The sequence below is a fragment of the Okibacterium sp. HSC-33S16 genome (assembly GCF_024171565.1).
Taxonomy (GTDB): Bacteria; Actinomycetota; Actinomycetes; order Actinomycetales; family Microbacteriaceae; genus Mycetocola_A.
Genome location: NZ_JALJZZ010000004.1, coordinates 112,158 through 136,861, shown reverse-complemented (window position 1 = coordinate 136,861; position 24,704 = coordinate 112,158). Strand labels below are relative to the sequence as shown.

The window sequence follows — 24,704 nt, the reverse complement described above, 5'->3', positions numbered from 1 at the left end:
GACCGGCATTCGGGTGTGCCCATCGAACCTATCGGTGCAGCGACTGCACAGACAGTGCCCAATGCGGGGGTGACTGTATCCGTATGGCGCTGACCTCTATCGTTGAGTCATGAGCACGATCGCCCCGCGCGGGTCCGTCGACCGCAAGGTGCGGTGGGGTCTCAACGACGCCACCGTCGGGATTGCGCTCGCCGTGCTGCTCGTTTGGGCCGTGGGCTGGGCGGCCACGCGCGGCTGGCCGGCGGTCCCGGAACTCCGAACGGCACTGAGCTACTTCGCCGCCTGGGTGCCGCTGCTCGGCGCCGTGTTCTTCGCCTCATACGTGCGCGGGCGTCGGTCGCTCGTGCGGGACTTCGGGCTGCGGTTCGCGTGGATCGACCTCTTCTTCGGCCTCGTCGTCGGTGGAATGATGCGCGCCGCAGCAACCCTCGTTGAGATTGTGGTCTACGGTCGCGTGGCCACCGGCGGCCCGACCTTCGGCCCCGTCGTCCACGACGTCTGGTGGGTGCTGCTCGCGCTCCTCGCGCCGGTGATCGCCGCTCCGCTGATCGAGGAGCTGTTCTTCCGGGGACTCCTGCAACGCTCCCTCGTGCGCGCTTCTCTCGCCACGGCGTCCCCCACTCTCAGAGCGTCACGCATTCCCGTGGTCGTGGCCATTCTCGTGACCGCTGTCATCTTCGCCGCTGTTCACATGCTGCAGACGAGCGGCGGACTGGAGATGATCGTCGTCGGGATCTCGACGCTCATCGTCGGTGTCGGCACCGGCGTGCTCGCCGCGACGACCGGTCGCCTGGGCGCGGGAATCATCGCGCACGTCACATACAACGGCCTCGTCATCGCCTGGTCGCTCTTGTAATTCGGACCTTGTGACGCCTCGTCGGCTTTCGGCGTCACATTTTGGCAACCGGTTGACAAACTTTGAACCGCCTGCCTAATCTGAGATCTCGTGAGCACCGTCGCCACCGCGTTCCTTCGGTTGGACGGCCGCTCCTGCACCGAAACGGAACCACATGACAACGCTCGCCGACACGCATCCGCTGATCGATACTGCCCTCCCCGACTCTGTCAACCTCGAGACCGGCGAGAGTGGACTGCCCCGTCTCGTCGTCGACGGCCCGACCGGCTCGGCCGAAATCTATCTGCAGGGTGCCCACGTCACCCGGTGGCAGCCGACCGGCGCAAAGCCCGTTCTGTGGATGAGCGCGGCGAGTAACTTCGCCGAGGCCACCCCGATTCGCGGCGGCGTGCCGATCTGCTTTCCGTGGTTCGGTGCGCACCCGGCCGGCCCGCAGCACGGCTGGGCCCGCATCACCGATTGGACGCTCGAGTCCGCGACCGACGACGGCACCGACGTGCGACTCGTCTTCCGGCTCACCGATTCGGCCGACACGCGCGCCTCGGCCTGGCCCCACCGCTTCGAGGCCCACTACGAGGTCGTCGTTGGGGCACGCCTGCGGCTGTCGCTCTCGGTGACGAACCTCGAGGACTCCGAGATCACCTTTGAGGAGTCGCTCCACACCTACTTCGCGGTTTCCGATGTGCGCGATGCCGCGGTCTCCGGCCTGGGCGGCCTCACCTATTGCGATCTCACCGAAACCGGCTTCCAGTCCACCGAGCCGTTGCGGCTCACCGGCCCGATGACCCGCACGATTTCTGGGGCGAGCGGTGAGACCGTGATGACGGATGCCACGCGGCAAGTCCGCATTTCCCGCTCGAACGCGGTCGACACCGTCGTGTGGAACCCGTGGTCCGAGCAGGCGGCGAGCATGCCGGACTTCGGTGACGACGAGTGGACCGACATGATCTGCGTCGAGACCGCGAACGTCGGGTCGTCGTGGGTGCAGTTGCCGGCCGGCGAAACGCACACCCTCGTCACGACATATGAGGTGAATTCGCTCCGTTAGCGTGTGGTCAGGACAGCCCGACCAGCACGCAGAGAACGGCGAGCACTACGCACACCGGCGTCATCAGGTTGCGTTCGGGTGTGCTGCGCGAAATGCCGTTCATCACGATGCCCAGGGCGAAATAGGCCATGAGGATCCAGATTCCGACGGTGGCGACGGCATCCGGAAGAAGAGAAATCATGCTCGCCCGCTCGAGGATGATGACCGCGAAGACGGCGTAGAGCACGATCGAGATCACACTGCCGACGCGGAGCTTGGCTGGCAGGATGCGGTGCTGGCCGCCCCACGCAAAGCGGCCGATGGGCACGCCGGCGATGAGGGCGAGTTGGAAGAGCGCGAGCGCACCGAGGAGAACGGTGGCGGCGAGGGCGGCGAATGTCGTCACTCTCGACACTCTAGGGGCTCGGCGCTAGGGACGACTGGCGCCGAGCCCATCGTAGAAGTCGGTGAGGATTGCGGCGAGCAGGCCGGGCTTCTCAGAGACGAGGTCGTGGGTGGCCCCGGGGACGATGCAGAGCTGGCCCTGCCGGATCGACGACGCGATGAGCGCTGAGTGGTCAATCCGGATGGTGTCGCGGTCGCCCGAGACGACGAGGGTCGGGGCGGTGATGGCGCTGAGCTCGCCAGGTGCGATGTGCGGTTCGGTGGCCCAGAGCGTGCGCAGTTTGTCGAGGACGACCTCGGCGTGGGCAGCGCCGTCGGGAGAAAGCTCGTCGTAGACCTCGCGACCGAGGTCGGGTTCACCCGCGGGGGCGACTCCGGCTTCAGCCCAGTCGATGTCATCGGGAGCGCTCGTGAATGCGCTGGGGTCGAGGTTGCCGCTGAGGGCAACCAGTGAGAGCACCCGCTCGGTGTGACGCATGGCGAGCATGAGGCCGACGATGGCGCCGTCGCTGTGGCCGACGACGTGGACGCGGTCGAGCCCGAGGACATCGAGGTACGCGACAGCCTCGGCGGTGCTCGCTTCGAAACTGTACGGGCCGGCGGTATCGGCGGTTCGCCCGTGCCCGGGCCGTTCGTAGGCGGTGACGGTGAACCGTTCGGCGAGGGCGTTCGCCTGGGCCTGAAGGGTGTGAAGCGAACAGAATCCGCCGTGTAGCAGGAGGAGGGGCACGCCCGACCCGATGGTCTCGCTGTAGAGGTCGGCGCCATCGACACGAACGTACGTCATGACCGCCCCCTCCCCTGCATCATCAGGTGTGATCTAGAGCTTCTTCGAGTCGCGCAGGATGGATGCGAGCTCTGTCATGTGAGCGGCCTGGGAGGCGTAGTCGAGCGCAGCGCCGTTCCAGGTGTGGATCTGACCAGCCTGCAACGCGGGGTGCGACGCGAAGGTCGGCTGGGCGAGAAGATCCTCTTCCTGAAGGCCTTCAACGTTGACGAGGAGAACATCTCCGGTCATCATCTGGCCCGCGTTCTCCCAGCTGTAGATGTCCCAGTAGTAGTAGCCGTCGGGGTTGGCGTTGGTGAAGTTCACGCCCAGCTCGCCGTAAAGTTCGGTCTCGGGCTCGTCGAGGGGCTTCACGACATAGACGCCGTCAGCGTCCGCGTACATCTGGGTTACTTCCAGACCGGTCTCTTCGGCAGCAGCGGTGAGGTCGGCCGCAGCCTCGTCGTACTTTTTCTTCCCGGCAGCAATGGTCTCCGGGTCGGTACCGAGCGCTTCGGCCAGGTTGCTCAGGCTCTCGATGACGTCGCTTCCCTTGCCACCGACCTCGATCGCTACGACCGGGGCGATCTTCTCGAGCTGCTTCTGCTGCTCGACGTCGGCGACACCGTAAAGCGGACCTTCGAGGTCGAGGGTGCCTTCGCGGTCGGTCGGGTAGATACCGGTGACGATCAGCTCGGGTGCCGCCTCAGCGAGTGCCTCAAGGTCGATCTCGCCATAGCTGTTGCCGACGATGGCGGTGTCAGAAATGTCGTAGTCCGCGAAGCGGTCGTCGCTCGCAACATCGACGCGGCCGAAGATGGCCACCGGTTCGATGTCGTTGCTCAGCAGTCCGATCGCGTAGTCCGCGAAGCTCGCGATGCGCTCCGGCTGGGCATCCAGATTGACCGTCTTGCCGGTGTCGTCGGTGTAGCTCCACGCCTTCTCGCTGGTGTCCGCAGCGGTCTCGGTGGAGGAGCAGCCGGTGACGCCCACCGCGGCGAGTGCCGGAATGAGCAGCAGAGCAGAGAGGCGAGCGAGTGAAGTTGAGGTCATGAAAGTTAGGTTAGCTTAACCTAAGTACCGAGTTCAATTCGGTGGTCGTCAGGGTCGACGGGAACGATGAGCGGCGATCCACTGGTGGGGTCGGCAATGACGAGCGCCTCCAGGTCAAAGGCGCGGCGCAGCACCTCGGGTGTCAGCACCTCCCACGGCTTCCCGTCGGCGATCACCTTCCCCTCTCCCACCACGACGAGACGGTCTGAGTACCGCCCGGCCAGAGTGAGGTCGTGTAACACCATCACGACGGTGGCTCCGCGTTCGCGGTTGATGGAGCGCACGAGTCGCAGCACATCGAGTTGGTGGCTGAGGTCGAGAAATGTCGTGGGCTCGTCGAGCAAAATGATCGGCGATTGCTGTGCAAGCACGAGCGCGATCCACGCCCGCTGCAGCTGGCCACCGGAGAGCGATGCGGTGTCACGATCGGCGAGCTCCGACAGGCCTGTTGCCGCGAGCGACTCGTTCACGACGCGGGAGTCACTCGGCGTCCACGGCTGAAACAGGCTCTGGTGAGGATGACGTCCCCGCGACACGAGATCCCGCACGGTGGTCGCCGACGGCGTCACCGGTTTCTGCGGCAGGATGGCGAGTTGCTTGGCCACGGCCCGCGTCGGGAGCGAACGCAGCGGCTGACCGCCGAGTTCCATAGATCCCGCGGAGGGGACGAGTAGTCGACCGAATGCCTTCAGCAGGGTCGACTTCCCACTCCCGTTGGCACCGATCAGCGTGGTGACTTCGCCCTCCTCAATCCGAAGGTCGAGGTTCTCGAAGATCGACGTCTTCTCATAGGAGAGCGTCACGCCCCTCGCTTCGAGGGCTGGTGCTCCCGCTGTCGGTGATGCCGCCTGCGGCACGGATGTTGCGGTCATGCGTAGCTCTCCCGTTCCTTGCGGCGCGTCAGCAACCAGATCAGATACGGCGCTCCGATGATCGCCGTGATGATGCCGACCGGCACCTCGCCCGGAAGCACCCCGCGCACGAGTGCGTCTCCCCCGACAACAATGACCGCGCCCATCAGCGCCGACGCGAGAAGCGGCGGCCTGCCGGTGCGCGCCATCCGTCGGGCAATTTGGGGTGCAACGAATGCAACAAATTCGATGGGCCCGCTGGCTGAGACGGCGGCGGCAGTCAGCAGCACCGCACACATGATGACCACCACTCGATGCCGCTGCACCGCGACACCGAGTCCGGTCGAAAGGTCGTCGCCGAGCTGACTAATGTCGAGGCTGCTCGACTGCAGAACAGCAATGGGAGTTACAACGAGGAGCACGACGAGCACCGGCCAGACGCTCGCCCAGGAGATTCCGGACAGACTGCCCACGAGCCACTGTGCTGCGGCTGCCGCTTCGGTGATCTGCGCTCGCGCAATCAGATAACTGGTGATTCCACCCAAAGCAGCTGTCGCACCAATGCCGATGAGGATCAAGCGGTAGCTGTCCACGCCTCCCCGCCACGCGAGTCCGTAGACGACCGCAGCGGTGAGCAGCGCGCCGATCGCCGCGACGGCGGGCAACCCGAGGGAGAGCAGACCTGCCGCGACCGAGTAGCTTCCGCCAGCCAACACAATCGCGGCCACGGCACCGAGCGCAGCGCCCGACGTCACGCCCAGGATGTCGGGCGTAGCCAACGGATTCCGCGCGAAGGTTTGCGTCAGCGCTCCGGCGAGACCGAGCGCGGCACCGACGGCAACACCACCGACGACGCGCGGCAGTCTCAGGTCGAAGACGATGAGTTCCTGCCCCGACGTCCCGCCACCCAGTAGCGTGACCACGACGTCCGAGAAGCTCAGTGACGACGAGCCGGCAAGGATTCCGAGAACGCTCAGCGCCAGCACGACGACGACGCACAGGGCCGTGACGACCACCACACGTCCTCGCCACAACCGCCCGAAGAACCGGCTGCCTTCGATCGGCTCCGCCTGCTTCTCCACGCTCGTTCGTGCGCTCACAGCGTTGCCATCCGTCCACGGCGCACGATGACAATGAACACGATTCCGCCCACGACCGTCAGCACCACACCGACCGGCACCTCGGCGGTGCCACCAATCAGCCGACCGATCACATCACACGCGAGCAGCACGCCCGCACCGATCACCCCCGACGTCGGCAGCAACCAATAGTGATTCCCACCCACCAGGCTTCGCGCAATGTGCGGCGCCGTCAGCCCGACGAACCCAATCGGCCCAACCAGCGCAACGCCCGCAGCCGTGAGCAAGGTGATCGCCGCGAGCCCGACAATGCGTGCCCGCAGCAGGTTCTCGCCGAGCCCGTGCGCGAGCTCGGTTCCGAGCGCCAGATTATTCAATGAACGGATGTTCGCGGTCGCGAAAATCAAACCAGCCGCCGCAAACACAAGCGCGGCGCCAATGCCGGTCAGGGTCCTGCCGGAGAGCGAGCCGACCACCCAAATTCGGTAGGCCGCGAGCGTTGTCTCGTCGGACAGTACGAGGTACGACGTGAGAGCAACGAGCAGCGCAGACACGGCCGTTCCGGCGATCGCAAGCGGAACGGGACTCGAGAGTCCGTTGCCCAAAGCAGCCACGGCGAACACGACCACGCTGGCCACTGTCGCCCCGGCGAGGGCGAGCCAGAGCGTCGTGATCACCGAGCTGGTGTCGAAGACGTAGATACTGATGACCACCGCGAGGCTGGCGCCGGCCGAGACTCCGAAGATGCCCGGGTCGGCGAGCGGGTTGCGGGTTTGCCCCTGCATCACGGCCCCGGCGATGCCAAGGCACACTCCAACCAGCAGCCCGAGTGCTGTTCGCGGTATGCGCGACCCCTGCACCACATTGCCGACATCCTGGCTCGGATCGAGCAGACCGCTGATCACCGTTGCCGGGCTGAGGTGGTTGCTGCCGAGCATCAGGCTGGCGAACGCGATGACGAGTAATCCGAGAGTCAGTGAGACGAGTACGGCGGCGCGTCGCGATGAGAGGACGGTCGCGCGGCGCATGAATTTAGCATAGCCTCACCTAACTACAGGCTCGTTCACCGTCATCGGATCCCGCGCAGGCCGATGGGTGCCGCCCACGCGGGGCAGCACCCGGTTCAGTCTTCAGTGACGCTTACTGGAGAGTGGTGCGCTTCCGAGCGACCATCACCGCGCCCGCGCCCAGAAGCAGGAGCAGGGCGGAGAGACCGAGGAACATCCCTACCTCGTTGGATCCCGTGCTGGCGAGCGCGTTTGGGTTCGCGGCCGATGCACCGACGCCCGAGGTGCTCATCGATGCTGCAGGAGTCGCAACCATGTCGGTCGACGAGTCACCGGCAGTTACGGGGTCAGTCGACTCATCAGGAGTGCTCGGAACCACCGGAGTGTTCGGGGCGGCCGGGTCAGTCGGCGTAACCGGAACCACCGGGGCCGTCGGGGTTACCGGAGCGACCGGAGTGGTCGGCGTGACCGGGGTAGCCGGAACGGTCGAGTCGGTCGTTTCGGTGTCACCGATCACCCCAATGGCGTTGCCACCGATGGTGATCGGAAGCTCGATCACCGGAGCGAGAATGGTGCCGCCGAGGATTCCCTCGTCACCGGAAGTACCGTTACTCGCAGCAGGAGCGGCAGGAGTCGTGCCGACAGCAGGAGTTGTGGTAGAACCCGTGGAGCTCGAGTCACCGATCACACTGATTCCGTTGCCACCAACCGTTACCGGGAGAGTGACATCCGGGTTCACCAGGGTCCCACCCAGCACACTGTCGTCACCTGAGGTGTCAGCGCCCGCAGCAGGAGCAGCAGGCGCGGTACCAACAGCAGGAGTTGCGGTCGGACCCGTGGAGCTCGAGTCACCGATGACGCTGATTCCGTTGCCACCAACCGTTACCGGGAGAGTGACATCCGGGTTCACCAGGGTTCCACCCAGGACACTGTCATCACCGGAGGTATCGGCGCCTGCAACCGGAGCAGCAGGCGCGGTGCCAACAGCAGGAGTTGCCGTCGAACCGGTCGAGCTCGAATCACCGATGACGCTGATTCCATTGCCAGCGACGTTCACCGGGAGAGTGACGTCTGGCGAAATGAGCGTCCCGCCGAGGATGCCGTCATCGCCCGAGGTGCCAGCGCCCGTCGTGCTCGCTGCCGGAGCAGCAACCGGGGCCTCGGTCGAGGATCCCTCTGACGCCGAGTCGCCGACAACGCTGATGGAGTTGCCACCGACCGTGATCGGCAGCGCGATGTTCGGGTTCACCAAGGTTCCACCGAGGATGCCGTCATCCCCCGCGGTGCTGGCGTCAGCCGAACCGGCCGCCGGAGCTGCCGGAGCAGGTGCCTCGGTCGTTGCGCTCTCGGTCGCCGAGTCGCCGACGGCACTGATCGAGTTGCCCGCAACCGTGATCGGAGCGGTGACCACGGGGGCGACGTTCGTTCCGCCACCCACACTGCTGTCGCCCGACGTTTCAGAGGCGGTCGGCGTCGGAGCCGAAGCGGGCGCCGCGGCATCCGTCATCGAATCTGACGTCGTGGAATTCCCGACAACGGCAATCGAGTTGCCGCCGAGAGTGACCGGAACCGAGATCAGCGGCGCCACGTTCGAACCGCCGAGGATGCTGTCACTGCCCGACGTGGTCGGGGCCGGAGCAGCGGGAGCCGGCTGGGCCGGGGTGGACGCGCCGGTCGACGCGGCGTCACCGAGGACGCTGACCGAGGTGCCGTTGAGGGTGACCGGCACCGAGACGAGAGCGTCCACGACGGTTCCCGAGAGAATGCCGTCTGTGCCGGTTGTTGAGTCGGCCGCGTTGGCCGCTGTCGCGCCGAGAACGGTCAGGCCGCCGGCGAAGAGGACGCCGTAGAGGCACCTCGCAATGTTGCGATTCATGAGCTGAAACTCCTAAAGAAGATAACGGATGCTTCCTCAAACGAGGAAAGAAAGGGTTCGGTGATCTGCGCGCAGGCAGAGCGAACCTCCGTTAGTCAGGAGTGGAGCTGAGATCCCGGGCCAGGGACGCAGGAGTGGCCTGATCCCCGGCCCGGGCAAGCAGGGAACCCGAGAGGGGGGCAGCCGTCTCGGTCCCTGCAAGAATGGCGACGAGCCCGGCACCAGCCGGTCCGCCCGAAGAAGTTGCTGTTCCCGAGGCGCTCGGCGCGGCGGGAAGTGGTGCATCGCCGACCGGCAGCAGCGGCGCGGTCAGCGGAGTCGTGGGTTCGACCGCGACCGCGGTCGAACCGGTCGAGGGTGCGGGGGTCGAGAGCGAGGCCGCCCAGTGAGCCGCGTCAAACGGGGCGGCGAGTGCTGCGGAGGCGACGGCGGTGACGGCGGTTGTGTCCGCGGTCGCGGCGGGGGCTACGTCAGTCGCGGCGCCCGCGGTGTGCTCGGAAGCAACGCCCGGAGCAGTCACGCCGGGAACGGTGACGTCGGGTACCGCGTCGTCGGGTAGCGGAAGCCCGGGCAGGTCGGTCGCGGCACTCGGGGTGCCGACGACGTTGCCGAGCGAGGTCTCGACCACCGAGGTGACCGGAGCGACAATGCTCTGAACCGGCGTCGAGCCCACCACGTCGGAGACGATCGGCACGGCGGCAACGATCGGGTCGACGATCTGAGCGACCGGAGTGACGATCGCGGTGACCGGCTGAGCCTGAACGACGGTGTCGACCGTCTCAACGACCTTCGGAACCACGGCAACGACCCGGTCAACCGGCGCTGGCGTGACCGCCGTGACCGTATTGACGACCGAAGAGACCGTAGATCCGGCGGAGTGGGTGACGGCACCGAGCGGAGCATCAACGACAGTTACGACACCGCCGACAACACCGCCGAGGAGTCCGTCGTTGTCATCCGCTCTGGCCGAATCGGGTGCCATCACCCAGCTCGCGAGGACCCAGACGATGGCGAGGCCCAACGACGCGAAGAGGAAGCGCAGCAAAGTGACTGCTCGGTACCCTGATTGATCCATGCGCACTCACCCCCCGGTTACAGCGCCGTCCCAACACCCTTGCACAGGGTGCACGAAAAGTTCAAGCATTCCACAAGACCTTGTGCCAGATGAGTCGTTCCTGATACGGCGTGCTCGAGAGGCCAGCCGAGCGGGGTCAGCGGACCAGCCCGTTCGCCTGCGCAAAGTCGTCGGGAATCGCCCCGCCGTGAGAAAACACCGTGCAGAACAGGCTGGTTTGAAGGTCGTATTCGTCCTGCCCCACCTCGTCCCGTCGGGTGGTCACGCCCTCCCCCACCGCCGCGTAATCACGCAGCTCGTCCTCGGACGTCAACACGGAGCGCAGCGAAATTGACTGGATCGTCCCACCCCCACCCGGCACTTCGACCGTGGTCTCATCGATGAGTCCCGACGCCTCATACCGCCCAGCAATCGTCGCGTATTCGCCCCAGATCTCGTTCTGGTCATAGACGCCCGACTCGTACGCAGCGCACTCGATCTCTGCGAGGTCAGCGAGCAGTCCGTCGGCCGTAAGATTCGCCGCGGGGGCCGCCGTCGCACCAGCACTCCCGCCGCTCCCAGCATCGGCTGGCGCGCTGCACCCGGTCAGCACCGCAACGCTCATCAGGACAATCAGCCCAGCGGATGCCACAGAGCCGCGAACGCAACGCACACGGGAGTCGATCATGAGTAGCTTTTTCGGGTCGAGGTGGGGTGGGAACGGATCGCACTACCGGGCAGCGGGCAGCCGGGCAAAACGCGCTCACTGAACAGGAGCCACCGCACTTTAGCGCGCGTGCTCCCTCCGTAGAGTGTGACAGCACTGAGCGTCCAATGAAACGGGGCGTCGCGATTCTGTGTGCGCAAGCTGAGCCGCGTGCCGCTCCGGCACCCGAGGTTACGGAGTGATCTCCGGGGCGTCCGTGGGCGCCGTCTCTTCAGGAACCGCTGGCGCCACCGGGGCCTCTTCGGCCGGCGGAGTGGTGACGGGAGGCGTCGACGGGGTCGACGGTGTCGTCCGCGTGCGCGGCGTCGTCCGAGGTGCCGTCTCGGTATCTGTGTCCGGTGCCACCGAGTCGAGCGCATCGAGCCGGGCCTGCTCTGTCCGGAGGGCCGCGGCCGCCGTCGCATAGGCCTGCAGTTCGGTCACCCCGGGCTTGCCCGCCGAGAGTGCGCTTGTGAGATTCGTGACGGCCAACGTGACGGGATCGGTGAAGGAGGCGGAAGCATCCGCATTTCCTTCAATCTCAGCGGTGGCGGATGTCGGGATCGTCTCGCCAAAGATGGCGAGGGCGGCAACAAAGGTGCTGCGGGTGGCCCGGAGGGCGGTGAGCGCTTCTGTTGCCGCAGTGGCTTGCTCGTCGATCAGCTGGGCTGCAGAGTTCAGTCCGTTGATGCCGGTGGCAAGTTCTTCGACGGTCGACTCAGCGCTGAGTGAGTCGTCCGGAATTTCGACGTCCGACTCGTTAACTGCGCTGGCTTGAGCGGCCAGGCTCGACTCGAACTCGACTCGCGCGGCCTCAGCGAGGAGGCGAGCTGGTTCGTCGGAGAACCCGGTGACCGCAACAAGGGCGGCCGCTGCGGCTGTGTTGAGTGCCGTCAAGTCCTCGTGGAGGGTGCTGAATTTTCCGTTGTCAACGCCCACAGCTGTTGCTGCGCCGTCGAGCTCGATCTGCTGAGCCTGGTATGCGGCGAACATTGACTGCTCGACCGACGGGCTCTGCCCCTTGACCCAGACCAGGATGCCCGCAGCCACAAGCGAAATGACGGCAAGAATGACGACACCAACGGTGATGGTCCGGTTCATGTCGAGGCGCTTCGGCATGGCGACTGGTCTACTCGATCGCGATGCAGGCAGCGTCACAGGTCGAATTTCCTCCGCACTCGGTGGTGGCGGCGGGGCAAATTGCTGTGACTTTGTGCCCTCGCCGCGAGGAGAGGTGAGAGCATTTACGGCCTGGCTCGCGGGCACTGCGGCTGGCATAGGATCAGGCTCGTCGACCGGGACGGGCTCAGGGATAAGCGCGTTTGCTGGGGCTACCTCTGCGGGAGAGCCACCCTTTCGCTTGTATGCCGGCTCAGGGTACAGCGACTCCTCCGGCTCTACCGCTTTGGGTCGGCTGGCTGGCCGCTTCGACGTCTTTCCCGTCACTGCTCGCGGCTTCACGGGCGTGAGTCCCGCGTTCGCACGACGGGCCTCGCGGGTGTTGAGTGTGGATGGAAGCGAAGGCATTGATGCGCCGGACACCTCGGAGGCGCGACCCGACGAGACATTCAGGCGCTCTCGCTCGTCGCTCTCGCGTCTGCCGTTCACCAGTCCCCCGTCTGTCGAGCGACCATGAACGCGCTCACCGAGTCAGACTACAACGATGCTGCCGTGCCAATGCCGACTTGTGCCCCGAGATGGGGGTATGAAAACGATCGCAGATCAGACCGTGACCGAGGCGACGGGATCGTTCGCGAGCTCCCACGTGCCGTCGGAGTACTCGAGCCGCACGATGGCGGCGTTGCCCACTCCGCCGAGGTCGACGCCGGTGAGTGCCGTGACGGTGGCGCGAATGAACGCACCATGCGAGACGACGATCACATTGCCGATACCGGCACGAGCAACCTCGGTGAGGTAACGGGAACCGCGTTCGCCGACTTCCTCAGGCGTCTCGCTTCCCGGATACCGGCTGTCAATCCACCGCGCCTTGGCATCCGTGACGATCTCACCCTCGGCCGAGCCGAAGCTACGCTCGATCAGCTCCTCGGCTGGGTCACCCAACGGAATACCACTGGCAGCGCTGAGCGTCCGAGCGGTCTCCCACGCCCGGGACAGAGGCGAGCTCAGAATGAGTGCCCACTCGGAGGCATCAAACCGCGCAGCAAGAGCCCGCGCCTGCTCGATGCCCGTTTCATTGAGCGGGATATCGGCACGACCCTGCAGCCGACGTTCCCGATTCCAGTCGGTTTCGCCGTGGCGAACAAGTGCGAGTGAGGTCACCGCTCCACCGTAACCGACGATTCCTCTTGTGGTGAGTTCATCCCCGGTCTAGCTTTGCCGCATGGAGCGTCGATCGACCGACAGCGCAGTGGCCCTGCCACTCTCGGCGTCTTCCTTCGCCCTGGCACTCATTGCCGCCCTGTGTTTCTTGGTCAGCGATACCGTCGGGTTTCTGAGTGAGCCTGCCGAAGCGCTCTTCATCGTGACGTGGCTGGCGGGCTGGGTATCCGTCGTCTGGGCCACGCTTCTCGGCGCGGGGGGCGTCTTTCTTCTCATCCGCCGAGCACCCTCCGGGCAGTCGGTATCCCGAGCGGAGGTCGCGCTCATCGTGGGCGCTTTCCTCATCATTATCGCCGTGGTCGTCAGCCATCCGCTCTGGGGATCCGGCTCAGCGGTGGGTTAATCGACGACCGCGTTCACACTCCCTGACGTTCGGCTTCATCATGGTGACTCCCGCTGGAAGCGTCGTCAAGGAGCATGCCGACCGAGGTTGCACAGGCATCCCCTCGCCACGCTTCGATACCTTCGCGCACCGCGAAGATTGCGATGACCAGTCCCGCAACGGCGTCGGCCCACCACCAACCGAAGGCACTATTGAGCACGAGCCCGATCAGTACCGCCGCTGACAGGTAGGTGCAGATCAGTGTTTGTTTCGAGTCGGCGACCGCGCTGGCTGAACCGAGCTCCCGTCCAGCATTCCGCTCTGCGAGCGAGAGGAACGGCATGATAACGACGCTGAGTGCCGTGATGATGATGCCGAGCGTCGAATGCTTCACCTCGGATCCGACGAACAGGGCGAGCACCGAACTCACCGTCACGAAGGCAGCGAGGGCAAAGAACGCGACGGCGATGACGCGAAGCGTCCCCTTTTCCCAGCGCTCAGGATCACGGCGAGTGAATTGCCAGGCAACGGCCGCGGCTGAAAGCACTTCGATGGTCGAGTCCAGACCGAACCCAATCAAAGCGGTCGAGGATGCCAGCGACCCGGCCACGATGGCGACGGCCGCCTCAACCAGGTTGTACGTGATCGTTGCAGCAACGATCCAGCGAACGCGTCGACGGAGCACCAGCGCCCGTTCCGGCCGCATAACGGGAACTGTCTGAGTCATGCGCACGTGCAATTCTCGCCGGCACAACAGCCCGGCTCCACAAACAACACGACGCGGAGGAGCTCATCGAGCGCGGGCGCCAGGTGCGGATCGGCGAGGCGATACCAGGTCCGCCTCCCGTCGGGAACAGCCTCGACCAGACCGCAACCGCGAAGACAGGCGAGTTGATTCGACATCACCTGCCGAGAAACTCCGAGCGCGTCGGCGAGGTCCGCTGGGTAGGCGGGTGCCTCACGCAGCGCCAGCAAAATACCAACCCGGGTTGTGTCGGACACGGCATGACCGAAACGCGCGAACGCTGCTGTGTGAGTGATCGTGGCGCGGACCGTAGCTGTAGACATACGGCCGACAGTACATGATTTACTGAATTAACGAAATGATGTACTCACGTTGTGGCCGGGCTCCGACCGACGGCGAAGGACTCCGTCCACCGCAATTGCGATCAGCGCAAGAATCGACGCGAGGCTGGTGAGGTACAGCGGGCCTGCCCACGGCGAGTAGTCGGCTCCGCTGATGCCGAAGGTGTCGGCCAGAGCCATTCCTGGTCCGAAACTCGCCGCGAAGTAGACGAAGGCACCGAGCGCGAGGAGGCCGAGATACTGCAGAAGCGCCCCACGCGGCGTGACCGTGGTGCGGACCGCGGCCCGAATAAGAACTCCCAGAGCAAGCAGCGGCCCGAGGCTCATCGCCGCGATCACGGAGGGGGTACCGAGCGATTCGCCCGCGGCCGCCACCTCGTCGGCGATTTCAGTAAGGGCCAGCCCGGGCACCGCGGCACGTGGGTTGAGCCACAGAATCTGCACAGCGCCCAGAGCTGCATACGCGGTGACGGCAAGCGTGCCAGCGGTCGCGATGACGAGAACACGAGTTCGTGTGGAGCGCTGAGGAAGATCCGTCATCATGGCTCCAGTGTCGGGCATTGGGGCCCGATTCGCCAGAGCGCTGAGCTAGCGCTGAGCGCGACCCGCCTGCGGCACCACCATCGGAGTCCCGGTCACCGGGTCAGCGATGATTACGCACGGGAGCCCGAACACGTCTTCAACGAGCGCTGCGGTGAGGATCTCCCCCGGTTTCCCCTGCGCCACAATTTGCCCGGCCTTCATCACCACGAGATTTGTCGCGTATCGCGCGGCCTGGTTGAGGTCGTGGAGCACGGCGACGAGCGTGCGGCCCTCGACGTGCAGCTGCGCGCACAACTCGAGCACCTCGAACTGGTGCGCGATGTCGAGAAAGGTTGTCGGCTCATCGAGCAGCAACAGGTCGGTTTGCTGAGCGAGCACCATGGCGATCCACACCCGCTGGCGCTGGCCACCCGACAACTCCGACACAAATCGCTCGCCCAGTTCCTCGCAGCCGGTCGACGCGAGCGCAGCAGCCACTGCGGTTTCGTCAGCGTGCGACCACTGCTGCAGCAGCCCCTGGTGCGGGTATCGCCCACGCCCCACGAGGTCGCGCACGGTGATGGCCTCGGGCGCGATCGGGCTCTGCGGCAGCATCGCAAGTTCGCGGGCGACCGCCTTGCTCCGGTACGAGTCGATCGGCTTGCCGCCGAGCAGCACGGCACCGGATTGCGGCGACAGGGTGCGCGACAGCGCCTTGAGCAGCGTCGACTTGCCGCACGCGTTGGGTCCGACAATGATCGTGAACCCACCGTCGGGCAGATCGATCGACAGGTCGTCGACGACAACACGCTTGTCGTAGGCCAGACGCAGATTGCGCGCAGCCAGGCGTGATCCAGCGGATGCCACGCCCTGCGTGTCGGAATGCACTCGAGCCATCTGTCCAGTGTCCTCTGTCGTCCTGAGTGCCGAATCCGCACCGGTGGTCATCTAGATCGTTCCCTTCCGCCACTGGGCGATGAGCAAATAGCCGAGGTAGATACCACCGAGGATGGCGGTGAGCACCCCAACCGGGAGGGTCACATCGAAGGGCAACTGCTGGGTGAGCAGGTCGGCGAGGCTCAACAGGAACGCGCCCATGAGCGCGCTGGCCAGGATGTTCGGGCCGGCACTGCGGCTGAGTCGGCGGGCGATTTGCGGTGCGACCAACGCGATGAAGGACACCGGGCCGGCGACGCTCACCGCCGCGGTGGCGAGCCCGATGGCTACGAGGATCGACAGAGCCCGGGCGGAGGTCGAGCGTGCGCCTAAGGCATCCGCTTGCTCATCGCCCATTTCGACCAACTGGAGTCGCCGACTGAGCAGCAGCGCGCTGGGAATGAGCACGACGATGGCGGTCCAGATGGTGGCGGCGTGGTCCCAGTCGCGGGCGGCCAGGCTGCCGTTGAGGTAGGTGGCGAGCACCGTCGCCTGTTCGCGGCCGGCGCGCACGAGGACCCACTGCACGAAGGCGAGCGACATGGCGGAGACGCCGATGCCGATGAGCAGCATCCGCGATGGTGAGGAGAAGCCCGTGCCGGTGCCGACGTAGACGAGTGCCATGGCGACGAACGCGCCGACGAGTGCGCCGACGGGGAGCGGGAGGATGCCCGGCCACATCAGGCCGAAGGCTGCGGCACCCGCAGATGCGCCCGAGGTCAGGCCGATAACGTCGGGGCTGCCGAGCGGGTTGCGGGTGACAGTTTGGAAGAGGGCTCCGGAGACCGCGAGGGCGGCGCCGGCCGCGATGCCGACGACGAGTCGAGGGCCGCGGAAGGCGGTGAGCACGATCTCGTCGCGCCCCTCCCCCTGCCCGAGCAGCGTCGGGAGGAGGTTGCTTGGCGCGATCCCGAGCTTTCCGAGGGTGAGGGTGGCAAGACCCGTGGCGAGGATCGCGACGACGAGGATGCCGCCGAGCACCAGGGAGCGGGCCCGCACCGGCAGGCTCAGCCAGCCGCCGAGACGCAGGACGGGCGGGCGCTTGGGCGAGGCGATGGACGCCGTGGCGGTGGCGCTCATGCGGCGGCTCGCATCCGGCGGACCGCGGTTGCCCCGTCGCCGGCGTGCGCCAACGCGGACTCGGAAGTACCAGTTGTCGCGGGTGTGGACGCCCATGACCCACAATCAGTGGTGCTTCTGCCGAGAGCGCCACAGCGCGGCCGACTCGGGGCGGCCAAGCCCGAGTCCGAAGTACCAGTTCTCGTGAGTGCGAACGCGCATAACCCGCTACTACTGGTACTACTGCCAGCATTGATAGCCAAGGCGGCGAGTGCGAGGGGGGCGGGCGCGGCGCTCATGCGGCGGCTCGCATCCGGCGGACCGCGAGCAGGAGGATCGGGCCGCCCACGAAGGCGGTGATGACGCCGACCATGAGTTCGGCCGGGGAGACGATGACGCGGCCGATGATGTCGGCGGCGATCAGGAGTGCGGGGCCGGCGACGACGCAGTACGGCAGGAGCCAGCGGTGGTCGGCCCCGGTGATGCTGCGCACGATGTGTGGAACGGCCAGGCCGACGAAGGAGATCGGACCGACCGCGGCGGTGGCTGCGGCGCAGAGCAGCGTCGTGGCGATCGCGCCGAGGATGCGGGTGCGACCGACGTGCGCGCCGAGCGCCCGGGCGGTGTCGTCGCCGAGTGCGAGCGCGTTGAGCGAGCCGCACAGCGAGAGGGCGAGCACGAGCCCGAGGATCACAAACGGGAGGATGTCGACGATGAGTTGCGGGTTGCGACCGGCGAGCGAGCCGACCGCCCAGAACCGGTAGGCGTCGAACACCCGCGGCAGGGTGAGCGAGACGGCCTGGATGTAGGCGGCGAGTACGGACGAGACGACGACGCCGGCGAGCACGAGTCGCACTGGGGTGCTTCGGCCGCGGCCGGACCCGATGAGGTAGACGATCACCACGGCGATAAACGCCCCGGGCAGCGCGATCCAGACGCTCGTTCCAGCGCCGACGCCGAGCGCTGTCGCCGTGACAATGGCTGCGGCCGCGCCGGTGTTGACGCCGAAGAGTCCCGGGTCGGCGAGTGGGTTGCGGGTAAGACCCTGCATGACGCCACCGGCGACGGCGAGCGCTGCGCCGACAAGAAGCCCGAGGATCGTTCGAGGGATGCGGCTGGCGACCACCGCGTCGGCGTAGGTGTCGCCCGGCGCGAACAGGGCGTTCCAGACATCGGGAAGCGGCACGTATTTGGTGCCGACCGCGAGGCTCAACCCGACCAGAACGACGAGTGCGCCGGCGGTGACGATGAGACCGACCGCGAGCCGGGGTGTGCGGCGACGAGCGCCGGGAGAAATCCCGGCGCTCGTCGGCGCAACTGTTGCGGTCATGTCAGGTGCAACGGGAGGTTACTTGGCGACTTTCGCGACAGCATCCGAAATCATCGGAATGTACTTGTCGAGAGCCCACGGCACGGAGAGCGGCGTGATCATGCTCGACGCCATGCCGAGCTGGTTGTCGACGCTCGGCACGTAGGCACCGCTCTGGAAAGCGGGGATCTGCGCGAACAGCGGCTGGGCTTCGATGAGCTTCTGGTTCTCTTCGTCGTTGTACCAGGTGAAGAGCACGTCGACGTTGTTGAGGAGGTCGGCGCGCTCAAGCCCGACGGTCGAGCTGAAGCTGCCGTCGGTGAGCGGAACCTCGGCGACGGTCTCATCCATCGTCAGACCGAGGCCCGAAATGAGGTCAACGCGGGAGTCGCCGGCCTGGTAGAGCGCGAGGGCGCCGGGCTCAGCGGTGTAGACGTAGGCGAAGCTCACGCCCTGGAACTCGGGGTGCTCGGCCGCGGCGGCAGCGATGTCGTCGTTGATGCCCTCGATGAGGTCGGCTGCTTCGTCGGTCTTGCCGAGTGCCTTGCCGATGATCTCGATCTGCTCATCCCAGGTGGTGCGCCACGCAGTGTCAGGGTAGGCAACGACCGGAGCGATCTCGCTCAGCGTCGCGAACTCGTCTTCGGAGATGCCCGACTGCGGCGCGAGGATCAGGTCGGGGGCCAGCTCGAGGATGGCCTCAACGTCGATCTCGGGGTAGACGTTGAAGGTCTTTGGGAGCTCGTCGCCCTTCTCTTCGATCGCCTCACGAACCCACGGGAAGTAGAGGTCTTCGTCGCCGCCCCAGGTTGCGGCTTCGACGCCGACCGGGGTCGTTCCGAGCGCGATGGCGGTGTCCGCTGAGCCCCAGCCAATGGTGACCACGTTTTCTGGTGCGCTCTCGATCACGGCGTCGCCGAGAGCACTCTCAATGGTGACCGGGAATGCGGAGTTGTCTGAAGCGCCAGCATCCGTTTCAGTGTCAGTGCTCGTGGCGCAGCCGGACAGGGCGAGCATGCTCGCGGTTGCTGCGGCCAGGACGGCGGCGCCGCGGGTCAATCGGTTCGTGCGCATCAGGAATGCCTTTCGGGGAGTGCAGGGGATTTATTCGAACGGATGCCACGGGGCAGCGTTGCGCGGGGGGGTCTGTTCTTAAAGAGGTGCGTTAGCTTTCAGCGCGACCGACGCGCCAGTAGCCCATGAAGGCGACCTGGTGCCGGTCGAGGCCGGTTTCGGAGACGAGGAACCGCCGAAGCGTCTTGATCACTCCGGCTTCACCGGCGAGCCAGGCGTACAGTCCACCGGAGTGGCTGGTCGGTTCGGGGACTTCCCAGAGGATGCCGTTCTCGATGTCGACATCGGCGAGGCGTTCGCCCCGGTGACCGTCGCTCACGAAGCTGTCGGTCCAGGCACGGACGGCAGGGTCGAGTGCCGAGCCGTGGGCGTCGCCGTTGCGGGCGAGCCAGGTCACGTGGACACCGTTGGGGGCGTCGATCGGGAGGGCGTCGTCGATGGTGGGTACCTCAATGAACGCGCAGCCCTTGGCGTCCCGCGGCATCGCCGAGATGATCGAGCAGATGGCCGGTGCGGCGGTTTCGTCGCCGGCGAGCAGCACGTGGGTGGCGTCGCCCGGCTTCCACTCCACACCCGAGAGCAGTCCGTCGGTGCGCAGGCACGGCCCGATGAGGATCAGCTCGTCGCCGACGGCAGCGGAGGTGGCCCACCGGGAAGCCGGGCCGGTGTCACCGTGGGCAACGAAGTCAATGTCGACTTCACCACGGTCGGAGCGGACGGCCCGTACCGTGTAGGTGCGTAGCGGGTTGCGCAGCTCGTTGGGCAGTCGGCGCCAGGCGCCCCACCAGTCGTTCTCGTCGAGCGGCGTGAAGCCGATGCCGGGAAGGGGCAGCATGACCTTGATGCGCTGGTCGAGACCATCGGTTCCGAACAGGTGGAGTTGCGGGCCGGTGAAGGTGATGCGGAGGAATGTGGGCGTGAGGCGCTCAATGCGAGACACCGTGGCGGCGTACGGTCGAGCGGCGGGCAAAACGGCGACGTCGGGTTGGTCGGGAGTGACAGGCGCATCAAGCTGACGAGTGTCAGATGCGGCACGTGCCAGAGCGGCGACCGGGGCTTCCGTCGTAGTAAGCATTACCTAAGTATGGCATGCCTTACCTCACTGCTGTCCAGCTTGATTCGACGTCGAGGCATCCCGGGCGCGCCCTTCCGCCCGATCCACGGACGCAGAAGTGCCAGGTGTCGCGGGTGTGGTCGCCCACTACCCGTAACAACTGGCACTTCGGCGCGACGAGGATCCGAGGTACGGAATCAGGTGAAGTTGCCGCGGCGGAACATCTTCGCGGTGGTCTCGAACAGGCCCTTGATCGGGCGCTGCTGCTCCCCCTGTTGCGCGCCGAGTACGATGATCGCCAGCGTCAGCGCTGGCGTGACCCACTGCAGCACCCGCAAGACGCTCTGCGCGGTTTGCATTCCCTGCGGCGCTTCGGGCTTCGGCTCCGTGATGCCCTCGGCACCCTGCTCCGAGTTGTTGTCGATGACTTTGCCGAGCACACCGGATGCGACGCTCGTTCCGATGGCAGCGAAGGTGATCGCCGACTTCACCGCGGTGTTGCTTCGACTCTCGGCCTGGTTCTTGAGTCGTTCCTTGTTGCTGAGAATCAGACCGACCCCACCGATGCCGTGAATAATGATGGCCGCAAGTTCGACGGGAAACCAGCGCCACCACCCGATCGAGGCGAGGTGCAGCCCCTCCGCCGAGTCGCGGGCCTTCGCCGTAGCGCCGTTGAGTCCAACGGCTCCCATCAGCGTTCCTCCGAACCACGCGGCGACGCCGACGTCGTGCATGCTGCGAACTACCGTATTGCGACTGGGCATAACAGTGCCTTTCTGAAAGTGACGATTGTTCAAGGGAACATACGCCGCCCAGCCAAGAGCAGCGAGGGTCTTGACAGCCGCCGCCTCGTGCGCTTGACGCTGCTCACACCGCGTGGCTCAGATCAGGCCGGATACGCCGCGCTCGGAACCTGCGTGCTGAACTTGCCGCCGCTGACGTCGACGAGGGTGCCGGTGATGTAGCTCGCGAGGTCACTCGCCAGGAAGCAGACGAGGTTGGCCACGTCCTCCGGTTCACCCCACCGTCTCAGAGCCAGCATGTCGAGCTTCTTCGACTGCTCGTCCTCCGGCAGCTCAGCAAAACCGTTGATCGCCGTCGGCACCATGCCGGGCGCATACGAGTTTGCCGTGATGTTCCACGGTCCCACCTCGCTGGCGAGCGTACGGGTGAACTGCACGACGGCCGCCTTGGACGCCGCGTAAGCCGATGCACCGACGCTCGGCATGATGGCGGCGAAGGATGCGGCGTTGATGATGCGTCCGCTGCGCTGCTCCTTCATCATCGGCAGGACCGCTTTGCACGTGTTAAATGTGCCTCGAACGTTGACCGCGAAGCAGCGATCCCACAGTTCGACATCGAGCTCTGACACCAGTCCCTCAGCGTTGATGCCCGCGTTGTTGACCAGCACGTCGATTCGGCCGAACCGTGACGCGATCTCCTCCATTGTTCGGGTGACCGCGACGGTGTCCCGAACGTCGCAGACGTACTCTCCGCTCATCCACCCCGATTCCCGGAAGGCGTCGCTGAAGTCGGTGAGCGACTCCTCCGAGATGTCCAGAGCGGCAACGATCGCGCCGCTTCTCGCAAACGTCTCGGCGATAACCCGCCCAATCCCCTGCGCCGCACCGGTGATCACGACAACTTTGCCTGTGAGATTGAGGTCCACGCTGAAGTCCCCGTTCGTGTCGAGAGGGGCTGTCCTGGCCGGGGCAGCCGTATACTTTCACGCGATTCTAGCTCGCACGCTCCCGCGCACCTCGGTGCAGATCGGGAGCGCCCGGAGGAAAGAGGAACCCCGTGTCCACCAACACGATGAGCGCCATGTCCCCTCAGAATGTGGTGTGGATCACCGGCGCCGGAAGCGGAATGGGGCGGGCCGTCGCCGAGACGGCAGCCGCCCGTGGTTACCGGGTCGCACTCAGTGGACGTCGGGTCGATGCCCTCGAGGACACTGCCCGCTCCATCCACGAGAGTGGCGGGGAAGCACTGGTCGTGCCGCTCGACGCGACGAACGATGACGATGTTGTTGCGGCGGCCCAACGCATCGAACGGGAGGTTGGCCCCCTCACCCACCTGGTTCTCTCCGCTGGCCTGAATACCCCGCAGCGGTACTGGCGCGACCAAACCATGCGGGACTTCAGCTCCATTGTCCAGACCAACTTGGTGGCCGCGGCGAGCGCGGTCTCCGCCGTGTTACCGGGTATGCGTGAGCGCGCCAACGGCGTGGTCGTGTTCATCTCCTCATATTCCGGCTGGCGATTCTCACCCGACGCGGGCGTTGCATACAGCGCAAGCAAGACCGCCCTCGCGTCCCTGGCAGAGAGCCTCAACGCGCAGGAGAACAACCACGGCATCCGCGCCTGCCACCTCTGCCCGGGCGACGTCGACACGGATTTCCTGTCGATGCGGCCCCGCGTTCCCGGGACATCGGACCGGGCAACGATGCTCTCCGCGCAGGACATCGCTCACGCAGTGCAATTCGTCCTCGACAGCCCGCGGCACGTCTGCATCAATGAACTGGTCATCTCACCAACCAAGGCTCTCTAGCAACCCGCCCTCGGCACCCGGCCACGAAAGATAAAGTTATCCTCCTACTCCCCGGAAGGAGACACATGTCTGTAGGTCTGCTCGCTGTTGTCGATGACATCCTGAGCGCCGCGTTGAAAGCATCCGCGAAGACCGCCGGCGTGGTGATCGATGACGCTGCTGTGACTCCTCAGTATGTGCAGGGCCTCACCCCCGCGCGCGAGATACCCGTCGTCGCGAAGATTGCACGCGGCTCCCTGATCAACAAGTTCTTCATCATCATCCCGATCGCGCTGCTGCTCACCGCCTTTGCACCGTTTGTGCTGCCCTATCTCCTCATCCTGGGCGGAACGTACCTCTGCTTCGAAGGCGCTGAGAAGGTCCTCGAATGGTTCGGCCTGCACCACGGCCATGCTGACGAGGGTGCGCGCGACGAGAAGAGACTCGTCAGCGGCGCTGTGCGCACCGACCTCATCCTCTCGACAGAGATCATGCTGATCTCACTCGCGAGCCTCGACAAAAACATGAGTATCTGGCTCACTCTCGGCGCGCTCGCCGTCATTGCCCTGCTCATGACCGGCGTTGTCTACGGCGCCGTCGCGCTCCTCGTGAAGATCGATGACATCGGCCTGAGCATGGCAGACAACTCAAACCCGAGCGTTCGACGCACCGGCACGCGCATCGTCAATTCAATGCCCGCCGTTTTCCGCGTGATCAGTGTTGTCGGCACCGTTGCCATGCTGTGGGTCGGAGGCCACCTCGTGCTCTCCAACCTCACCGACGTGGGTGTGCCGCTGATCGGAGACGTCGTGCACGGCATCGAACACGCCCTCGAGCCGCTCGGAACGGTCGTCGTCTGGTTCGGCGACACACTGGTCTCGGCCATCGTGGGGCTCGCGCTCGGCCTGGTCGTCGTCGGAGTAGTCCTCCTCATCGGTCGCCTGCGCGGCAAGGAACCGACCTTCACCGAAGGCGGCGCATCACCGGCCGCCGTTCGCCACTAGCGGGAGGGCCGGGGCGCGAGCTTTCCGCCCGACTCCTGCAGGTAGCAAACACCGCAGAGTGACTCGTAGGCCACTTCGACGCCGTCGATCGCGACCTGGTCTCCATCGAAGATGAACCGGTCACCGACCCGACGCCCGTTGAAGATGGCCTTGCGACCGCAACGGCAAATCGTCTTGAGTTCCTCGAGGCTGTGCGCAACTTCCAGTAGCCGCCGGCTTCCCGGGAACGCCATGGTCTGAAAATCGGTACGGATGCCATAAGCCATCACCGGAATTGACTCCAGCAGCGCAATTCGCAGCAGGTCATCGACCTGCGAGTCCGTAAGGAACTGTGCTTCATCCACGAGCAGGCACGAAACATCGGTGTTTGTCTCCGTGAGGGTCTGTGCACGGTGCTTCTGGAAGAGCGCGTAGGCGTCGGCATCCGGTTCGATGATGAAGTCGACCTCGCGGGAGACGCCGAGCCGACTCTCGATGTTGTTGTTGCCTTTGGTGTCGACGGCGGGCTTGGCGAGGAGGACCTCATGGCCGCGCTCTTCGTAGTTGAACGCCGCCTGGAGGAGGGCCGTGCTCTTGCCGGAGTTCATCGCGCCGTAGCGGAAATACAGTTTTGCCACGGCCCTCAGTGTAGTGCTCGAGGGGTGGCGGCGGCTTCGGCAAGCGCCCCGGTCAAGGTGGCCGAAGCGTCGATGTGCACGGGCAACTCTCGCCCGCCACCGCGCTCGTCGGCACCCCCGTTCATCGGGCCCTAACGACGGGTTCCCACGCTCAGAACCGACGCACCCGCCC

27 protein-coding genes are annotated in these 24,704 nt (G+C 65.7%); 5 read left to right on the top strand and 22 right to left on the bottom strand.

The features are described from left to right. The first annotated feature begins 109 nt into the window (after window positions 1-109). Both L1277_RS10925 and L1277_RS10920 read left to right on the top strand, forming a co-directional pair. Window positions 110-856 carry a CPBP family intramembrane glutamic endopeptidase gene (locus L1277_RS10925; RefSeq protein WP_253376419.1) on the top strand — a complete coding sequence of 249 codons (747 nt, stop codon included), beginning with the start codon at window positions 110-112 and terminating at the stop codon, window positions 854-856. A gap of 154 nt (window positions 857-1,010) precedes the next feature. Continuing rightward, entirely contained in the window at window positions 1,011-1,904 is an 894-nt protein-coding gene (locus L1277_RS10920; protein WP_253376418.1) for a D-hexose-6-phosphate mutarotase, read from the top strand. Window positions 1,905-1,911: 7 nt separating this feature from the next. Here L1277_RS10920 and L1277_RS10915 read toward each other — a convergent pair whose 3' ends face one another. From L1277_RS10915 to L1277_RS10865, 11 genes are all read right to left on the bottom strand, one after another. Further along, a complete protein-coding gene (locus tag L1277_RS10915; RefSeq protein WP_253376417.1) occupies window positions 1,912-2,289 on the bottom strand; it encodes a hypothetical protein in 378 nt (125 codons plus the stop codon). A gap of 24 nt (window positions 2,290-2,313) precedes the next feature. After that, entirely contained in the window at window positions 2,314-3,075 is a 762-nt protein-coding gene (locus tag L1277_RS10910; protein WP_253376416.1) for an alpha/beta fold hydrolase, read from the bottom strand. Between the two features lie 33 nt (window positions 3,076-3,108). Continuing rightward, window positions 3,109-4,107 carry an ABC transporter substrate-binding protein gene (locus L1277_RS10905; RefSeq protein WP_253376415.1) on the bottom strand — a complete coding sequence of 333 codons (999 nt, stop codon included), beginning with the start codon at window positions 4,105-4,107 and terminating at the stop codon, window positions 3,109-3,111. A 20-nt stretch (window positions 4,108-4,127) separates the two neighbouring features. Beyond that, window positions 4,128-4,979, bottom strand: coding sequence for an ABC transporter ATP-binding protein (locus tag L1277_RS10900; RefSeq protein ID WP_253376414.1), 852 nt, complete (start codon window positions 4,977-4,979; stop codon window positions 4,128-4,130). Continuing rightward, window positions 4,976-6,058 (bottom strand): iron chelate uptake ABC transporter family permease subunit, encoded by a 1,083-nt coding sequence (locus L1277_RS10895; protein ID WP_253376413.1) that lies wholly within the window; start codon window positions 6,056-6,058, stop codon window positions 4,976-4,978. Before L1277_RS10895 ends, L1277_RS10900 begins: the two co-directional genes overlap by 4 nt. Continuing rightward, on the bottom strand, window positions 6,055-7,065 hold the full coding sequence (locus L1277_RS10890; protein ID WP_253376412.1) for an iron ABC transporter permease: 1,011 nt from the start codon (window positions 7,063-7,065) through the stop codon (window positions 6,055-6,057). The genes L1277_RS10895 and L1277_RS10890 overlap by 4 nt, the downstream gene beginning before the upstream one ends. 112 nt (window positions 7,066-7,177) lie before the next feature. Next, window positions 7,178-8,920, bottom strand: a complete 1,743-nt coding sequence (locus L1277_RS10885; RefSeq protein ID WP_253376411.1) for a chaplin family protein — start codon at window positions 8,918-8,920, stop codon at window positions 7,178-7,180. Between the two features lie 91 nt (window positions 8,921-9,011). Then, window positions 9,012-9,995: a hypothetical protein gene (locus tag L1277_RS10880; RefSeq protein ID WP_253376410.1), complete on the bottom strand. Its 984-nt coding sequence runs from the start codon at window positions 9,993-9,995 to the stop codon at window positions 9,012-9,014. Window positions 9,996-10,131: 136 nt separating this feature from the next. Beyond that, entirely contained in the window at window positions 10,132-10,662 is a 531-nt protein-coding gene (locus L1277_RS10875) for a hypothetical protein (RefSeq protein ID WP_253376409.1), read from the bottom strand. Window positions 10,663-10,872: 210 nt separating this feature from the next. After that, entirely contained in the window at window positions 10,873-11,799 is a 927-nt protein-coding gene (locus tag L1277_RS10870; RefSeq protein WP_253376408.1) for a hypothetical protein, read from the bottom strand. A gap of 603 nt (window positions 11,800-12,402) precedes the next feature. After that, window positions 12,403-12,960 carry a histidine phosphatase family protein gene (locus L1277_RS10865; protein ID WP_253376407.1) on the bottom strand — a complete coding sequence of 186 codons (558 nt, stop codon included), beginning with the start codon at window positions 12,958-12,960 and terminating at the stop codon, window positions 12,403-12,405. Between the two features lie 61 nt (window positions 12,961-13,021). Here L1277_RS10865 and L1277_RS10860 point away from each other — a divergent pair, with 61 nt between their 5' ends. Further along, complete coding sequence (locus L1277_RS10860) at window positions 13,022-13,363, top strand: hypothetical protein (protein WP_253376406.1); 342 nt, start codon at window positions 13,022-13,024, stop codon at window positions 13,361-13,363. 13 nt (window positions 13,364-13,376) lie between these two features. Here the strand turns inward: L1277_RS10860 and L1277_RS10855 are convergent, their stop codons facing one another. From L1277_RS10855 to L1277_RS10810, 10 genes are all read right to left on the bottom strand, one after another. After that, window positions 13,377-14,069 carry a cation transporter gene (locus L1277_RS10855; protein WP_253376405.1) on the bottom strand — a complete coding sequence of 231 codons (693 nt, stop codon included), beginning with the start codon at window positions 14,067-14,069 and terminating at the stop codon, window positions 13,377-13,379. Then, window positions 14,066-14,410, bottom strand: a complete 345-nt coding sequence (locus L1277_RS10850; RefSeq protein ID WP_253376404.1) for a helix-turn-helix transcriptional regulator — start codon at window positions 14,408-14,410, stop codon at window positions 14,066-14,068. Before L1277_RS10850 ends, L1277_RS10855 begins: the two co-directional genes overlap by 4 nt. Before the next feature lie 27 nt (window positions 14,411-14,437). After that, window positions 14,438-14,971, bottom strand: coding sequence for a hypothetical protein (locus tag L1277_RS10845; protein ID WP_253376403.1), 534 nt, complete (start codon window positions 14,969-14,971; stop codon window positions 14,438-14,440). A 45-nt stretch (window positions 14,972-15,016) separates the two neighbouring features. Next, window positions 15,017-15,847 (bottom strand): ABC transporter ATP-binding protein, encoded by an 831-nt coding sequence (locus L1277_RS10840; protein WP_253376402.1) that lies wholly within the window; start codon window positions 15,845-15,847, stop codon window positions 15,017-15,019. 51 nt (window positions 15,848-15,898) lie between these two features. Then, entirely contained in the window at window positions 15,899-16,966 is a 1,068-nt protein-coding gene (locus tag L1277_RS10835) for an iron chelate uptake ABC transporter family permease subunit (protein ID WP_253376401.1), read from the bottom strand. A 274-nt stretch (window positions 16,967-17,240) separates the two neighbouring features. After that, the gene (locus L1277_RS10830; protein ID WP_253376400.1) at window positions 17,241-18,275 is read right to left on the bottom strand and encodes an iron ABC transporter permease; all 1,035 of its coding nucleotides are present in this window, start codon (window positions 18,273-18,275) and stop codon (window positions 17,241-17,243) included. 18 nt (window positions 18,276-18,293) lie between these two features. After that, window positions 18,294-19,328, bottom strand: coding sequence for an iron-siderophore ABC transporter substrate-binding protein (locus tag L1277_RS10825; RefSeq protein ID WP_253376399.1), 1,035 nt, complete (start codon window positions 19,326-19,328; stop codon window positions 18,294-18,296). A gap of 91 nt (window positions 19,329-19,419) precedes the next feature. Continuing rightward, entirely contained in the window at window positions 19,420-20,403 is a 984-nt protein-coding gene (locus tag L1277_RS10820) for a siderophore-interacting protein (protein WP_253376398.1), read from the bottom strand. Between the two features lie 176 nt (window positions 20,404-20,579). Continuing rightward, the gene (locus L1277_RS10815) at window positions 20,580-21,146 is read right to left on the bottom strand and encodes a hypothetical protein (RefSeq protein ID WP_253376397.1); all 567 of its coding nucleotides are present in this window, start codon (window positions 21,144-21,146) and stop codon (window positions 20,580-20,582) included. A gap of 122 nt (window positions 21,147-21,268) precedes the next feature. Beyond that, a complete protein-coding gene (locus L1277_RS10810; RefSeq protein ID WP_253376396.1) occupies window positions 21,269-22,051 on the bottom strand; it encodes an SDR family NAD(P)-dependent oxidoreductase in 783 nt (260 codons plus the stop codon). A 131-nt stretch (window positions 22,052-22,182) separates the two neighbouring features. Between L1277_RS10810 and L1277_RS10805 the strand changes: the two genes are divergently transcribed. After that, window positions 22,183-22,932, top strand: coding sequence for an SDR family oxidoreductase (locus L1277_RS10805; protein ID WP_253376395.1), 750 nt, complete (start codon window positions 22,183-22,185; stop codon window positions 22,930-22,932). Window positions 22,933-22,997: 65 nt separating this feature from the next. Next, the gene (locus L1277_RS10800) at window positions 22,998-23,915 is read left to right on the top strand and encodes a DUF808 domain-containing protein (protein WP_253376394.1); all 918 of its coding nucleotides are present in this window, start codon (window positions 22,998-23,000) and stop codon (window positions 23,913-23,915) included. On the opposite strand, the gene L1277_RS10795 is transcribed toward L1277_RS10800, so the two are convergent. Continuing rightward, window positions 23,912-24,532, bottom strand: a complete 621-nt coding sequence (locus tag L1277_RS10795; RefSeq protein ID WP_253376393.1) for a thymidine kinase — start codon at window positions 24,530-24,532, stop codon at window positions 23,912-23,914. The genes L1277_RS10800 and L1277_RS10795 overlap by 4 nt on opposite strands. Window positions 24,533-24,704: the final 172 nt, after the last annotated feature.